14 protein-coding genes are annotated in these 13,679 nt (G+C 73.0%); 8 read left to right on the forward strand and 6 right to left on the reverse strand.

Annotated features, from left to right (window positions below; translation table 11 throughout):
* The first annotated feature begins 23 nt into the window (after positions 1–23).
* Both ACMCNN_RS16000 and ACMCNN_RS16005 read left to right on the forward strand, forming a co-directional pair.
* Positions 24–599, forward strand: coding sequence for a sugar O-acetyltransferase (locus ACMCNN_RS16000; protein WP_412741291.1), 576 nt, complete (start codon positions 24–26; stop codon positions 597–599).
* A 13-nt stretch (positions 600–612) separates the two neighbouring features.
* Positions 613–1,098 (forward strand): hypothetical protein, encoded by a 486-nt coding sequence (locus tag ACMCNN_RS16005; protein WP_412741292.1) that lies wholly within the window; start codon positions 613–615, stop codon positions 1,096–1,098.
* Between the two features lie 10 nt (positions 1,099–1,108).
* Here the strand turns inward: ACMCNN_RS16005 and ACMCNN_RS16010 are convergent, their stop codons facing one another.
* The gene (locus ACMCNN_RS16010; protein WP_412741293.1) at positions 1,109–2,254 is read right to left on the reverse strand and encodes an acyl-CoA dehydrogenase family protein; all 1,146 of its coding nucleotides are present in this window, start codon (positions 2,252–2,254) and stop codon (positions 1,109–1,111) included.
* 78 nt (positions 2,255–2,332) lie between these two features.
* Between ACMCNN_RS16010 and ACMCNN_RS16015 the strand changes: the two genes are divergently transcribed.
* The 4 genes from ACMCNN_RS16015 (at position 2,333) to ACMCNN_RS16030 (ending at position 8,370) form a co-directional block, all read left to right on the forward strand.
* Positions 2,333–4,039, forward strand: a complete 1,707-nt coding sequence (locus ACMCNN_RS16015; protein WP_412741294.1) for an acyclic terpene utilization AtuA family protein — start codon at positions 2,333–2,335, stop codon at positions 4,037–4,039.
* Entirely contained in the window at positions 4,036–5,634 is a 1,599-nt protein-coding gene (locus ACMCNN_RS16020) for an acyl-CoA carboxylase subunit beta (protein ID WP_412741295.1), read from the forward strand. The genes ACMCNN_RS16015 and ACMCNN_RS16020 overlap by 4 nt, the downstream gene beginning before the upstream one ends.
* 68 nt (positions 5,635–5,702) lie before the next feature.
* Complete coding sequence (locus tag ACMCNN_RS16025; RefSeq protein WP_412741296.1) at positions 5,703–7,760, forward strand: biotin carboxylase N-terminal domain-containing protein; 2,058 nt, start codon at positions 5,703–5,705, stop codon at positions 7,758–7,760.
* A complete protein-coding gene (locus ACMCNN_RS16030; RefSeq protein ID WP_412741297.1) occupies positions 7,750–8,370 on the forward strand; it encodes a TetR/AcrR family transcriptional regulator in 621 nt (206 codons plus the stop codon). Before ACMCNN_RS16025 ends, ACMCNN_RS16030 begins: the two co-directional genes overlap by 11 nt.
* A 6-nt stretch (positions 8,371–8,376) precedes the next feature.
* Here ACMCNN_RS16030 and ACMCNN_RS16035 read toward each other — a convergent pair whose 3' ends face one another.
* On the reverse strand, positions 8,377–8,709 hold the full coding sequence (locus ACMCNN_RS16035) for a hypothetical protein (RefSeq protein ID WP_412741298.1): 333 nt from the start codon (positions 8,707–8,709) through the stop codon (positions 8,377–8,379).
* A gap of 129 nt (positions 8,710–8,838) precedes the next feature.
* On the opposite strand from ACMCNN_RS16035, the gene ACMCNN_RS16040 reads away from it, so the two are divergent.
* On the forward strand, positions 8,839–9,261 hold the full coding sequence (locus tag ACMCNN_RS16040) for a hypothetical protein (protein ID WP_412741299.1): 423 nt from the start codon (positions 8,839–8,841) through the stop codon (positions 9,259–9,261).
* A gap of 4 nt (positions 9,262–9,265) precedes the next feature.
* Here ACMCNN_RS16040 and ACMCNN_RS16045 read toward each other — a convergent pair whose 3' ends face one another.
* From ACMCNN_RS16045 to ACMCNN_RS16055, 3 genes are all read right to left on the reverse strand, one after another.
* On the reverse strand, positions 9,266–10,000 hold the full coding sequence (locus ACMCNN_RS16045; RefSeq protein ID WP_412741300.1) for an STAS domain-containing protein: 735 nt from the start codon (positions 9,998–10,000) through the stop codon (positions 9,266–9,268).
* Between the two features lie 80 nt (positions 10,001–10,080).
* Complete coding sequence (locus ACMCNN_RS16050) at positions 10,081–10,677, reverse strand: hypothetical protein (RefSeq protein WP_412741301.1); 597 nt, start codon at positions 10,675–10,677, stop codon at positions 10,081–10,083.
* A gap of 21 nt (positions 10,678–10,698) precedes the next feature.
* Positions 10,699–12,045: a glutamate decarboxylase gene (locus ACMCNN_RS16055; protein ID WP_412747185.1), complete on the reverse strand. Its 1,347-nt coding sequence runs from the start codon at positions 12,043–12,045 to the stop codon at positions 10,699–10,701.
* Positions 12,046–12,297: 252 nt separating this feature from the next.
* Between ACMCNN_RS16055 and ACMCNN_RS16060 the strand changes: the two genes are divergently transcribed.
* Entirely contained in the window at positions 12,298–12,855 is a 558-nt protein-coding gene (locus ACMCNN_RS16060; RefSeq protein WP_412747186.1) for an NADAR family protein, read from the forward strand.
* Positions 12,856–12,871: 16 nt separating this feature from the next.
* Here the strand turns inward: ACMCNN_RS16060 and ACMCNN_RS16065 are convergent, their stop codons facing one another.
* Positions 12,872–13,651 (reverse strand): DNA polymerase beta superfamily protein, encoded by a 780-nt coding sequence (locus ACMCNN_RS16065; protein WP_412747187.1) that lies wholly within the window; start codon positions 13,649–13,651, stop codon positions 12,872–12,874.
* Positions 13,652–13,679 lie beyond the last annotated feature (28 nt).

Raw genomic sequence — 13,679 nt, forward strand, 5'->3', positions numbered from 1 at the left:
GACTGCTGTGCCAGCATCGCGTCGTGCGCAACGAGCAACGCCTACGAACCCGGACGCCGGAGTCACGTGCCTTCGCGGAGCGCGTCCAGGTCGTCATGGCCCTGTCCGCGCGCCTCAACGCGCTGCCGTTCGACGACCTTCCCGCGCGCCGGGCGGTGCTGTCCGAGATCTTCGGCGGGCCGATTCCCGACTCGCTGTCCGTCCTGCCCCCGTTCCACTGCGACTACGGGCTCGGCGCGTCCTTCGGCGAGCGGGTGTTCATCAACCAGGGCTGCTTCTTCCTCGACTACGGCGGCATCACCATCGGTGACCGCGTCCTGATCGGGCCCCGCGTCACGCTGAGCACGGCCGGGCATCCGGTCGAACTCGACGAACGGTACGAATTCCTCACGCACGCCCCCATCGTCATCGAGGACGACGTGTGGATCGGTGCCGCGGCGACGGTGACCCCGGGAGTGACCATCGGTCGCGGCTCGGTGGTCGGCGCGGGCGCCGTCGTCGCGAAGGATGTGCCGCCGATGAGCGTCGTGACGGCGACCAGCATCGTCCAGCGCAGGAGCCTGAAGCCGGTCACCACGGAAATCATCGACGCCGACTGATACGCTGCCGACCGTGCGCCGGCTCGTGATCCTGTTGCTGGTCCCGATCGTGCTGGGATGGGCCGCGTACCGGGTCTTCCTCGTTGGGCCCAACGAGGACGAGGACGCCACCCGTCCGCCGACGATCGTCGTGGTCACCAAGGGTGAGGCGCGGGCGGAGCAGGAGACCGTGATCGGCGCGACGCTGCAGCACACCAGCGGCGTCGCCCGCGTACGATTCGTCGACCGGGAGATCCTCCAGCACCAGTTGCGGCTCGCCGACCAGGACATCTACTTCGATCTGTTCGACGGGCTCCCGCCCGACTCGTACGAACTCACGACGCGGGACCCGGCCGCGCACGAGGCCCTGGAGAACGGGTCGTTCAAGACCGAGCTGTTGGCACTGCCGGGCGTGGCCGCCGTGTACTTCGGCTGCACCGGCCTGATCACGTGCACCCTCCGGGAGAGAACCCGTTCGTCCCCGGCGACTCACCCGGCGCCCTCCGCGGTGCACGGCTGAGCGCCGGGGCTCAGGCGGGCAGGCCGTCCAGGCGGGAGAGGACCTGGAGCATCACCTCGTCGGCTCCGGCACCGATCGAGGTGAGGCGGGTGTCGCGCAGCAGCCGCGCGGTCCAGGTCTCCTCCAGGTAGCCCGTGCCGCCGTGCAGTTGCAGGCAGTAGTCGGCGACCTCCCGGATCAGCCGCCCGGCCTTGAGCTTGGCCACGGTGGCCATCCGGGTGACGTCCTCCCCGGCCATGTGCGCCTCGCACGCCTGCAGGTTGTGGCTGCGCAGCAGGTCCACCTCGGCCTGCAGCTCGGCCAGCCGGAACGCGACGTACTGGCGTTCGGCCAGGGGGCGGCCGAAGACGGAACGCTCGGCGACGTACGCGCGGGTGCGGTCGAGGGCGTGCTGGCACTGCCCGACGGTGGAGTACGCGGCGAACATCCGCTCCAGGACGAACTGCCGCATCTGCTGCTGGAAGCCACGCCCGATCTCGCCGATCGTGTTGGCCACCGGCACCCGCACCGCGTCCAGCACCAGCTCGGCGGTGTCGGAGCAGCGGTTGCCGAGCTTGTCGAAGGTGCGCGCCACGGTGAAGCCGGGTGAGTCGGTGGGCACCACGATCTGCGACATGCCCCGGTAGCCGCCCTCGTCCGAGGTGCGGGCCAGCAGGCAGAGCCAGTCGGCCTGGGCCCCGTTGGTGATGAACACCTTCCGGCCGGTGATCACCCAGTCGTCGCCGTCGCGGACGGCGCGGGTGCGCAGGCGGGAGACGTCGGAGCCGGTGTCCGGCTCGGTCACGGCGATCGCGGTGACCGCGGTGCCCGCGATCGCGGGGGCCAGGTAGTCGCGTTTCAGCTCCGGCGTCCCGTACTGGTGCAGTGACGGGGTGGCCATCATGGCCTGGACGCCGATGGCCATGCCGACGCCGGTGGCGTGCATCCGGCCGTACTGTTCGGCGGCGACGAGCTGGAAGCTGTGGTCGGCGCCCTCGCCCCCGTAGGCCTCGTCGAATTCGAGGCCGAGCAGGCCGAGCGCGGCCGCCTTGGGGAACACGTCGTGCAGGGGGGCGCGGCCGTCCGCCTCCCACTGGTCGACGTGCGGGTTGATCTCGGTGTCGACGAACCGGCGAACGGTGTCGGCGAACGCGCGGTGGTCCTCGGTGAGCCGCATCCGTCGACGGTATCGACGGCGCGCCGCAGAAACAAGCACGCTTGCTTGTTTTTCTCGGCTGTGCCAGTGTCACGTGACATGGACCCTGACGTGCTGCGCGTGGGCAACAGCTCCGGCTTCTACGGGGACCGGCTGGCGGCGATGCGGGAGATGCTGGAGGGCGGCGCGCTCGACGTGCTCACCGGCGACTACCTCGCCGAGCTGACCATGCTCATCCTCGGCCGCGACCGGATGAAGGACCCCGCGACCGGCTACGCCCGTACCTTCCTCGCCCAGCTCGACGACTGCCTGGCGCTGGCCCTCGACCGCGGCGTCCGCCTGGTCACCAACGCCGGCGGGGTCAACCCGGCCGGGCTGGTCACCGCGATCGAGAAGCTGGCCGCCCGGCAGGGACTGACCCCGCGGATCGCGCTGGTCCGCGGGGACGACCTCACCGCGCGGGCCCGCGACCTCGGGCTCGGCTCGCCGCTCGGGGCACACGCCTACCTGGGGGCGTTCGGCATCGCCCGGGCACTGAGCGCCGGGGCCGACATCGTGGTCACCGGCCGGGTCACCGACGCCTCCCTGACCGTCGGGCCCGCCATCGCGCACTTCGGCTGGGAGCGCACCGACCTCGATGCCCTCGCCGGTGCCACCGTCGCCGGTCACGTCATCGAATGCGGCACCCAGGCCACCGGCGGCAACTACGCGTTCTTCACCGGGATCGCCGACCCGCTGCGGCCGGGCTTCCCCCTCGCCGAGATCGCCCGCGACGGCTCGGCCGTCATCACCAAACACCCCGGAACCGGCGGCACGGTCACGGTCGGCACGGTTACCGCCCAACTCGTGTACGAGGTGGACGACGCCCGCTACGCGGGCCCCGATGTCACCACCCGGCTCGACACGGTGTCGCTGCATCAGGCCGGACCGGACCGGGTCGAGATCACCGGGGTACGCGGCGAAGCACCGCCCCCCGACCTCAAGGTGTGCCGCACCGCGATCGGCGGCTACCGCAACGAGCTGACCGTGGTGCTCACCGGGCTGGACATCGAAGCCAAGGCCGAGCTGTTCCGCCGCCAGTTCACCGCCGCCTGCCCCCGCGAACCCGCCGAGGTCACCTGGACCCTGGCCCGCCTCGACACCCCGGACGCGGCGACCGAGCAGCAGGCGTCCGCGCTGCTGACCGTGGTGGCCCGCGATCCGGACGAGGCCACGGCGGGGCGCGCGTTCACCAGCACCGCCGTCGAGCTGGCCCTCGGCTCGTACCCCGGCTTCTTCGCCACCACCGTCCCCGGCAGCGCCCACCCGTACGGGGTGTACACGGCCGGGTTCGTGCCGCAGGACGCCGTCGCGCACGAGGTGGTGCTGCCGGACGGGACGGTCGAGGCGATCGCCGCTCCGTCGCAGACCCGGGCGCTGGAACCGCTGACCGGGCCGCTCCCCCACGATCCCGGCCCGCCCGGCGCGACCCGGCGGCTGCCGCTCGGCACGGTCGCCGGAGCGCGGTCGGGCGACAAGGGCGGGGACGCCAACGTGGGTCTGTGGGTACGCGACGACGCGGCGTACCCGTGGCTGGCCGCACTGATCACCGAGGAGACCGTGCGGGAGCTGCTGCCCGAGGCGGCGCGGCTGCCCGTACGGGTCACGAGATTGCCGAATCTGCGCGCGGTCAACGTGGTCATCGAGGGGCTGCTCGGCGCGGGGGTGGCCTACCAGGCGCGCTTCGACCCGCAGGCCAAGGGGCTCGGCGAGTGGCTGCGGGCGCGGCACGTGAACATCCCCGAGTCACTGCTGGAGGCGTCGTGACGATCCTGCGCTCCACACTGGACACGGCGACGAGCGAGGCCCGCGCCGCCCGGCAGGCCATGCTCGACGCCCTCGACGAGGTCGCCGCCGAGACCGCCAGGGCCGTGGCGGGCGGCGGCCCGAAGGCCGTCGACCGGCACCACGCGCGGGGCAAGCTCACCGCGCGGGAACGCATCGAGCTGCTGCTCGACCCGGACGCGCCGTTCCTGGAGCTGGCCGCCCTGGCCGGGTACGGGTCGGACTTCGCGGTCGGCGGCAGCGTGGTGGCGGGCATCGGGGTGGTCAGCGGCGTCGAATGCCTGCTGATCGCGAACGACCCCACCGTCAAGGGCGGATCCAGCAACCCGTGGTCGCTGAAGAAGACGCTGCGCATGCACGAGATCGCCCGGCAGAACCGGCTGCCCGTGATCTCCCTGGTCGAGTCGGGCGGCGCCGACCTGCCCACCCAGAAGGAGGTCTTCATTCCGGGCGGGGCGGTGTTCCGCAACCTCACCCAGCTGTCCGCGGCGGGGATCCCGACCATCGCGCTGGTCTTCGGCAACTCCACGGCCGGTGGCGCGTACCTGCCGGGGATGAGCGACCACGTGGTGATGATCGAGCAACGGTCGAAGGTGTTCCTCGCCGGGCCGCCGCTGGTCAAGGCCGCCACCGGCGAGGAGTCCGACGACGAGTCGCTGGGCGGCGCCGAGATGCACGCCCGGGTGTCCGGGCTGGCCGACCACTACGCCCGCGACGAGCACGACGCCATCCGGATCGGGCGCTCCATCGTGGCCCGGCTCAACTGGCGCAAGGCGTCCGGCCCCGTGACGGCCACGCCGCGGGGGCCCCGGTATCCGGCCGAGGAACTGCTGTCGATCGTGCCGCCGGAGCTGAAGGCACCGTTCGATCCCCGCGAGGTGATCGCCCGCCTCGTCGACGACAGCGACTTCGACGAGGTCAAACCGTTGTACGGCACGTCGATGGTGACCGGGTGGGCGCGGCTGCACGGCTACCCGGTGGGCATCCTCGCCAACGCCAACGGGGTGCTGTTCAGCGCGGAGGCGCAGAAGGCCGCCCAGTTCATCCAGCTGGCGAACTCCTCCGCCACCCCGCTGGTGTTCCTGCACAACACGACCGGCTACATGGTCGGCGCCGAGTACGAGCAGGGCGGCATCATCAAACACGGCGCCATGATGATCAACGCGGTGTCCAACTCGACCGTCCCGCACGTCTCGGTGCTGATCGGCAACTCGTACGGCGCGGGGCACTACGGGATGTGCGGGCGGGCGTACGATCCGCGGTTCGTGTTCGCCTGGCCCAGCGCGCGGTCGGCGGTGATGGGCGCCCAGCAGCTCGCCGACGTCACCTACCTGGTGTCGCGGGCGTCGGCGCTGGCCCGGGGCAAGCCGTTCGACGAGGACGGCGCGCAGGTGGTGCGGCACATGATCGAGCAGCAGATCTCCGCCGAGGCGATGCCGATGGTGCTGTCCGGGCTGGTCTACGACGACGGCATCATCGACCCGCGGGACACCCGCGACGTCCTCGGGCTGGCCCTGTCCGCGATCCACACCGCGCCGGTGCGGGGCACCGACGCCTTCGGCGTCTTCCGGATGTGAGGGCTCAGCACAGCATGAGTGAGTGCACCGAGCGCAGCGAGGGCCGCGGGCGCATGCGAGAGGCAGGCATGAGCGAGGTTTCGATGACGAGTGTGCTGGTGGCCAACCGTGGGGAGATCGCCCGCCGGATCTTCGCGACCTGCCGGCGGCGGGGGCTGGACACGGTGGCGGTGTTCTCCGATGCCGACGCGGACAGCCCGTACGTGCGGGAGGCGGACGCCGCGGTGCGGCTGCCCGGCGCCGCACCGGCCGAGACGTACCTGCGCGGCGACCTGATCATCGCGGCGGCCAAGCGGGCGGGCGCCGACGCGGTCCACCCCGGCTACGGGTTCCTGTCGGAACAGGCCGACTTCGCGCGGGCCGTACAGGCGGCGGGTCTGGTGTGGATCGGGCCGGACCCGGCGGCCATCGCGGCGATGGGCTCGAAGGTGGCGGCCAAGGCCCGGATGGCCGCCGCGGGAGTGCCCGTACTGGCGGATCTGGACCCGTCCGCGGTGACCGGGGCCGACCTGCCGGTGCTGGTGAAGGCGTCCGCCGGTGGCGGCGGCCGGGGGATGCGGGTGGTGCGGTCGCTGGCCGCGTTGCCGGACGCGGTGGCGTCCGCGTCGCGGGAGGCCGCCGCGGCGTTCGGCGACCCGACCGTGTTCTGCGAGCGGTACGTGGAGTCCGGCCACCACGTCGAGGTGCAGATCCTCGCGGACGCGCACGGCACGGTGTGGGCGCTGGGCGAGCGGGAGTGCTCGCTGCAACGCCGCCACCAGAAGGTCATCGAGGAGGCGCCCGCGCCGCTGGTCGAGCGGATCGGCGGTGACCTGCGCGCGCGGCTGCTGGCGGCGGGACGGGCCGCGGCAGCCGCCGTCGGCTACCTCGGCGCGGGCACGGTGGAGTTCCTCGCCGACTCCGCGGGCGAATTCTGGTTCCTGGAGATGAACACCCGGCTGCAGGTCGAGCACCCGGTCACCGAGTGCGTCACCGGGGTCGACCTGGTCGGGCTGCAACTCGACGTCGCCGCGGGCCGGGCGCTGACCGGTGCCGAACCCACGATGACCGGCCACGCGATCGAGGCCCGGCTGTACGCGGAGAGCCCCGCCGACGACTGGCGGCCGCAGACCGGCACCGTGGTGACCTTCGACATCCCGCACGTCACGGCCCGGTTCGCGGATCCGGGACCGGACGGGATCCGCCTCGACTCGGGCGTCGAGGACGGCAGCGTCGTGGGCACCCACTACGACGCGATGCTCGCCAAGGTCGTCGCGTACGCGCCCAGCCGGGAGGCCGCGGCCCGGCAGCTGGCCGCCGCGCTGCGCCGCGCCCGCATCCACGGCCTGACCACCAACCGTGACCTGCTGGTCGCGAGCCTGCGCCACCCCGAGTTCCTGGCCGGTACGGCCGATACCGGCTTCTACGCCGCCCACCCCCCGGTCGCGCTGACCGCCGGTGCCGGCCTGGAGCCCGCCCTCGGCGCGCTGGTCGCGGCGCTGGCCGACGCCGCCGCCGACCGCGCAGCCGGGTCCGAGCCGGCCGACGCCGCGGCCGACCGAGCAGCCGGGTCCGGCCCGGCCGACACCGCGCCGCCCGGCCCGCTGCTGCCCGGGGTGCGCAGCGGGTTCCGGAACATCCCGGTCGGCTACCGCAGCCGCAGCTACGCGGCGGGTGCGGACGAGATCGAGGTCCGCTACCGCTTCGGCCGCACCGGGCTGGAGGTCGACGGGATGACCGGGATCGACCTGGTCGAGGCCACCGCCGGGCAGGTCGTCCTCGACGTCGACGGGGTACGCCGCCGGTGGCGGGTGGGCCGCTTCACCACGGGCGACGAGCACCGGCTGGTCGTGGACGGACCGCACGGATCGGTGGAGCTGCGCCGGGTGCCCCGCTTCACCGACCCGGCGGCGCAGGTCCCGGCCGGTGCGCTGGTGGCGCAGCTGCCCGGCACGGTCGTGCGGGTGCAGGTGCGGGTCGGTGACGCGGTCGTGGCCGGGCAGGCGCTGGTCTGGCTGGAGGCCATGAAGATGGAACACGCCGTGCATGCCCCGGCCGACGGTACGGTCACCGACCTGCCGGTCTTGGTCGGACAGCAGGTCGCGCAGGGTACGCTGCTGGCCGTGGTGGACAGCGGTGGCGACTGACGACGCCGTGCCCAAGCAGGACCGCAGCCGCGCCACCCGGCAGCGGCTGCTGGAGACCGCCGTGCGTTGCCTGGCCACCCACGGGTGGGAGGTCTCGACGGTCGGCTTCATCGCCGCGGAGTCGGGCATCAGCCGCGGCGCTGTGCAACACCACTACCGGACCAGGGAAGCGCTGATCATCGCGGCGCTGGAGCACATGTTCGGGGAACGGACGACGCTGCTCGACGCGCTGCCCGACCCGGAGGGTTCCGGGCCCGAACGGGTACACACGGTGGTGACCGGCCTGGTCGAGGCGATGGGCGGGGAGCTGTTCCGGGCCGCCCTGCAGGTGTGGACCGTGGCGGCCGCCGACGCGGAGCTGCGGGCCGCCGTGGTGCCCCTGGAGCGGCACTTCGCCCGCGAGGTGCACCGGCGCGCCGTACGCCTGCTGCGGGTCGACGACAGCGATCCCGCCATGCGCGGGCTGATCCAGGCCACCCTCGACCTGGCCCGGGGGCTGGCCCTGGCGGACGTGCTCACCGACGACTCCCGGCGGCGCGCCCGCGTGGTGCGGGCCTGGTCGACCCAGCTCGCGGCCGCCCTGTCCGCCAGCGACCAACCTGTGGGCTGACCCCGGCTATCGGAGGTCCGAGCCCGGCCGCCCGGTGGTGGGCCGCCACGCGTCGGGCGGGGCGCCGTCCGGACGGCCCCGGCACTCGACGATCGCCCGCCGCACCGCGTCCGGGGGCACCTCGAGGTTGCGGTAGGCCACGGCGGCCGCCTCCTCCGCCGCCGCCAGGCGCCGTTGACGGGCGGCGTGCTCCGCCGCGCCGGGAAGGCGACCGACCAGCTGATCGTGAACGCGGGCACCGTCCCTCGCCGTCTCGGCGATCCGCTCGGCGACCTGTGCCAGCCGCGTGCAGACGGCCTTCAAGGGGTCCGGTGCCGGCTGACCGTCAATCCCGCTCACCCCGCCAGTATCGGCCGGGTCGGCGGCACAGCGCCACTTGTCATCACCAGCACCGCACCCCGCAACGCGCGCGCGGGGATGAGCGCCCCCGGCCGTTCGTCCCGGCTCCGGCGCGCTTAGGCTCGTCTGGTGACCGATGATGCTGCCCGCCGCGCGGATCCGAACGAGCGGGAGAGCCACGCGGCCGACCGGGAGGCCGGGTTCGAGGTCCGGCAGCGCCAGGCCGACCAGCGGGACATCGACGCGGAGCAGCGCGAGTCGATCGCCGCGATGCGGGAACGGGACGCCGACGAACGCGAGCGGGCCGCCGACGAACGCGAGCGGGCCGCCGACGAACGCGAGCGGGTCGCCGACGAACGCGAGCGGGTCGCCGACGAACGCGAGCGGGTCGCCGACGAACGGGACAGGACCGCGCAACGGCGCGACCGGGCCGCCGACGATCGTGAGCAGACCGCCGACCGGCGCGACCGGGCCGCCGACCGGCGCGAGGCCCAGTTGGATCAGCGGGACATCGATGACGAGATCGCCCGATGGGACGTACCCGAGGGCTGAGGGGTCAACCCACGAGTCCGTCCTTGATCCGCAGGCTGGCCCACACCACCTTGCCGTCCTCGCGCAGGTGCCAGCCCCACCGGAACGCGGTCGCATCCACCAGCAGCAGACCCCGCCCGGCCCGCGGATCCTCCGGTGGCGCCCAGCCCAGTCGCGGTTCGACCGTCGACCCGTCCCGCACGCTGATCAGCAGGAAGCGGCGACCGATCGAGAACCGGACGGCGGCCAGCGTTCCGGCGTGCATCGCCGCGTTCGTGGCCAGCTCATCCGCGATCAGGCAGGCCGGCCCGACCAGATGCGGCAGTCCCCAGCGGGCACACGCCTCCCTGGCCAGCTCGCGCGCCCGGCCGGCCGACGCGGTCACCGGCAGCAGCGTGTCGCAGATCAGCGTCGTCCGGCTGCCCGCCGGTGCCGCCATCGCCTGCGCGACCGAATCGAACACCGGCAGCCACCCACCCCAGGTGAGCAACCGCTTCGTGTCCGGATCGGGGGTGCACACCAGCAGCGGCGTGCCCGGCCACATCGCGGCCTGCCGGTTCACCGCCAGGAACACCGACACGGCGGCCGGCTGGCGCACCACCAGATCGGTCAGGTCGACCACCACCGCATCCGGCTGCTCCGCCAGGGCCTTCGACAGTGCCGTACGGACCTGCGGGGCGCTGGCCATCGACAGCTCACCGGACAGGCGCACCACCAGCCTGCCCTCGCGCTGCTGCACCCTGCATCCGACCGGGGCCACGGCTCCCATCGTGGCGGCCCCCCGCATGGAGCACTATCCGGAACGCGAACCGAGACGATCCAGATGTTCCGCCGTCCCGCTCACGGGACGGCGGCGGCGTGCCGGGGGCGCAGGCCCGGCAGGGCACAGGCCAGGAAGCACGCCGCACCCGCGCAGGTGTTCAGGTTGGCCACGGTCCCGCTGACCATCGAGCCCGTGGCCGGCAGCACGAACCCGGCGACCGCGGAGACGCCGAAGAAGACACAGCCGAGCAGGTTCACGGCGGGCTGCCACCAGCCCGCCGGACCGTGGGCCGGCAGCCAGCCGTGACGCGCGGACGCCCGGTACGCGACCACACCGGACACCAGGAAGCAGATCGAGCCGAACAGGTCCGGGCGCCACACCAGCCGGTCGTAGCCCGGGCTGGACAGGGCGGTCTGCAACGCGCGGAAGGTGGAGATGTTGAAGAAGACCGTACCGGCGGACTGGATGATCGCCGCCCACCACGCCGCGCGTCCCGGACCGGGGTCGTGGCGGTCGGCCGCGGCGGCCCGGATCTGCAACGCGCCGCCGGTGGTGAACAGCACCGAACCCACGAAGAACGTCACCGCGTCGGCGGTGGCACCGACCAGGCCGGCGTAGCCCGGGATCGGGCCGACCAGGAAACAGAGCGACCCCAGGGCGAACGCGAGCGCCATCCACACGAGCGGTGGCGGCCGCTAGTGGTGGAACCCGGACGCGCTCGACGCGTCGTGCGCGGGCGCCGGCTGCTTCTCCAGACGTTGCAGGGCGCGCCGCAGGTCCTCGACCAGCATGTCCGCCAGGTCGTGGGTGAAGCCGCGCCGGACCACGATCCGCAGGGCCGCGAGATCCTCCCGGTTCTTGGGGAACGTGTACGCGGGCACCTGCCAGCCGCGTTCCCGCAGGGCCTGGGAGACGTCGAACACCGTGAAGTTGGTGACCCCGTCGCGCAGCTTCACCGCGAACACCGGCAGCTCGTCGCCCCGGGTGAGCAGCTCGAACGGGCCCAGGTCGGCGATCTGCCCGGACATCCGGGTGGCGACGTCGCGGGCGTACCCCTGGACCCGGGTGTAGCCGGCCATGCCCAGGCGCAGGAAGTTGTAGTACTGCGCGGCGACCTGCGCGCCGGGCCGGGAGAAGTTGAGCGCGAAGGTGGGCATGTCGTCGCCGAGGTAGTTCACCCAGAAGATCAGATCCTCGGGCAGGGCCTGCGCGTCACGCCAGACGATCCAGCCGACCCCCGGGTAGACCAGTCCGTACTTGTGGCCCGAGGTGTTGATCGATGCCACCCGGGGCAGCCGGAAGTCCCAGACCAGGTCGGGGTCGAGGAACGGCGCGATGAAGGCGCCCGACGCGCCGTCGACGTGGACGGGGACGTCGATGCCGGTCCGCTGTTGCAGGTCGTCCAGGGCCGCGCAGATCTGCGCCACCGGTTCGTAGGAGCCGTCGAAGGTGGAGCCGAGGATCGCGACGACACCGATCGTGTTCTCGTCGCAGAGTTTCACCGCCTCCTCGGCGGACAGGTGGTAGCGGTCGCCGTCCATCGGGACCAGCCGCATCTCCACGTCCCAGTAGTTGGCGAACTTCTCCCAGCACACCTGGACGTTGATGCCCATCACCAGGTTGGGCCGGTCGGTCGGCGCGCCCGCCGCCGACCGCCGTTTCTGCCAGCGGCGCTTGAGCGCGAGGCCGCCGAGCATGGCGGCCTCGCTGGACCCGGTGGTCGAGCAGCCGGTCGCCTCGCGGGGGTCCGGCGCGTTCCAGAGCCGGCTCAGGATGTGTACGCACCGCGACTCCAGCTCCGCGGTCTGCGGGTACTCGTCCTTGTCGATCATGTTCTTGTCGAAGCACTCGGCCATCAGCCGGTCCGCCTGCGGCTCCATCCACGTGGTGACGAAGGTGGCCGTGTTCAGGCGGGCGTTGCCGTCGAGCATCAGCTCGTCGTGCACGATCTGGTACGCGACCTCCGGCGCCAGCTCGTCGGCGGCCAGCTCGTGCCGCGGGATGGTCAGGTTCTCCAGCCCGTACCGGGGCGCCACCGCCATCCGGTCGGGCGCGGGCCGCGCGGCCTTCGGATGCTTCAACATCGGCGTCTCCCGTCACCAAACGGTCAAAGTCCTCCCGCATCGAAACAGGCCCGGACGATGTCGGCGTCCTCCGTGGCGAATGACCCGGGCGGATAATCGCCGTTCGTGCCGCCACGCCCCGTGCGATGATGGCGCCTCCCGGCCGGACAGGTGATCGACACGGCCGGCGTCCGGAGTCCGGGAGGAGTGGTGGTGACGGCCGCGGATGCGCTGGTGGCGCAACGGAACCGGGTGTGGGCCCGCGTCGGCGAGACCCCCGGCGGCGCGGTCGACGTCCTGCCGTTCTGGCGGCCCCGGCCGGAGGCCGACGGCACGGCCGGAGCCGGGTGCCTGAGCCAGTTCTGGGCGGCGCCGTTCACGGTCGACGGCACGGTGTTCCCCACCGCCGAGCACTACATGATGTGGCGCAAGGCGACGCTGTTCGCCGACGCGGGCACGGCGCGCCGGATCCTGGCGGCCGGGGACCCCGCGGCGGCCCGCGAACTGGGCCGTCAGGTACGCGGGTTCACGGAGCAGGAGTGGACGGCGCACCGCTTCGCGGCGGTGCTCGACGGCAACCTGGCCAAGTTCGGGGCGCACCCCGAGCTGCGCCGCTTCCTGCTCGGCACCGGCGAGCTGGTGCTGGTCGAGGCCAGCCCCGCCGACCGGGTCTGGGGCATCGGGCTGCCCCCGGAGCACCCCGACGCCGGGGTGCCCGGCCGCTGGCGCGGGCAGAATCTCCTCGGTTTCGTGCTCATGGAGGTGCGCGACCGGCTGCGGGCCGCGTGACCGGCGGCGCCGCGCCTCAGCCGGTCGCCGGCTCCGTCAGCCGGGCCCGGATCACCAGGTCGTCGAGGTCGGGCTGCGCGGACGGCTGTTCCGGCAGCGTGCTGTCCTCCTGGGCCCGGTCGAGCCGCGTCCCCAGCTCCGCGAGGTCGCGATCGAGCACCTCGGCGGACACCCGGTCGCCGAGCCCGCCGTGCTCGGCGGTGGCCTTCGCAACGATCAGGTCGGCGAGGTAGCCGGGCGCCCGCTCCTGCGCCAGCAGCGTGGGCAGGTGGGCCTGGACCCGCCCGGTACGCATGAGGTGGATCCCGGTCAGCAGCGCGCGGAACGTGTACAGCAGCGGCTTCAGTTCGCGGGTGCGGTCGAACAGGCGCCGCTGGGTGGCGGCGAAGCCCCGGTAGTGGTGGGCGTGGTGGCGGGTCAATACGCCCGGCGCCAGCGCGACCAGCTCGGCGTGCACGTCGCCGGTGTGCACCACCAGCGGCGAGAGCAGCTGTTCGAGCACGTACCCGTTGCGGCGCAGCATGAGCCGCACGAACTTGCGCAGGTCGTGCGTCACCAGGTCCATCTCGACCCCGGCACGGTCCCACATCGTCGTACGGGTCTCCTCCGGCTCACCCAGCCCGATCAGGACCGGCACGGGCAGCAGGTGCACGCCCCGCAGGTCGACGTCGGAGTCGGCGGACGGGAAGCCGTACAGGTGGGCGCCCGAGACGGTGGCGAACACCACCGGGTACGGCTGCTCGGCGACGACCGCCCCCAGGTCGACCCCCGCGGGCAGTCCCGCGTCGTCCAGCATGCTCATGTCCCTTCCCCTCCGCCGCCGG

The organism is Krasilnikovia sp. MM14-A1004 (assembly GCF_047159485.1).
In the GTDB taxonomy this organism is placed as follows: Bacteria; Actinomycetota; Actinomycetes; order Mycobacteriales; family Micromonosporaceae; genus Actinoplanes.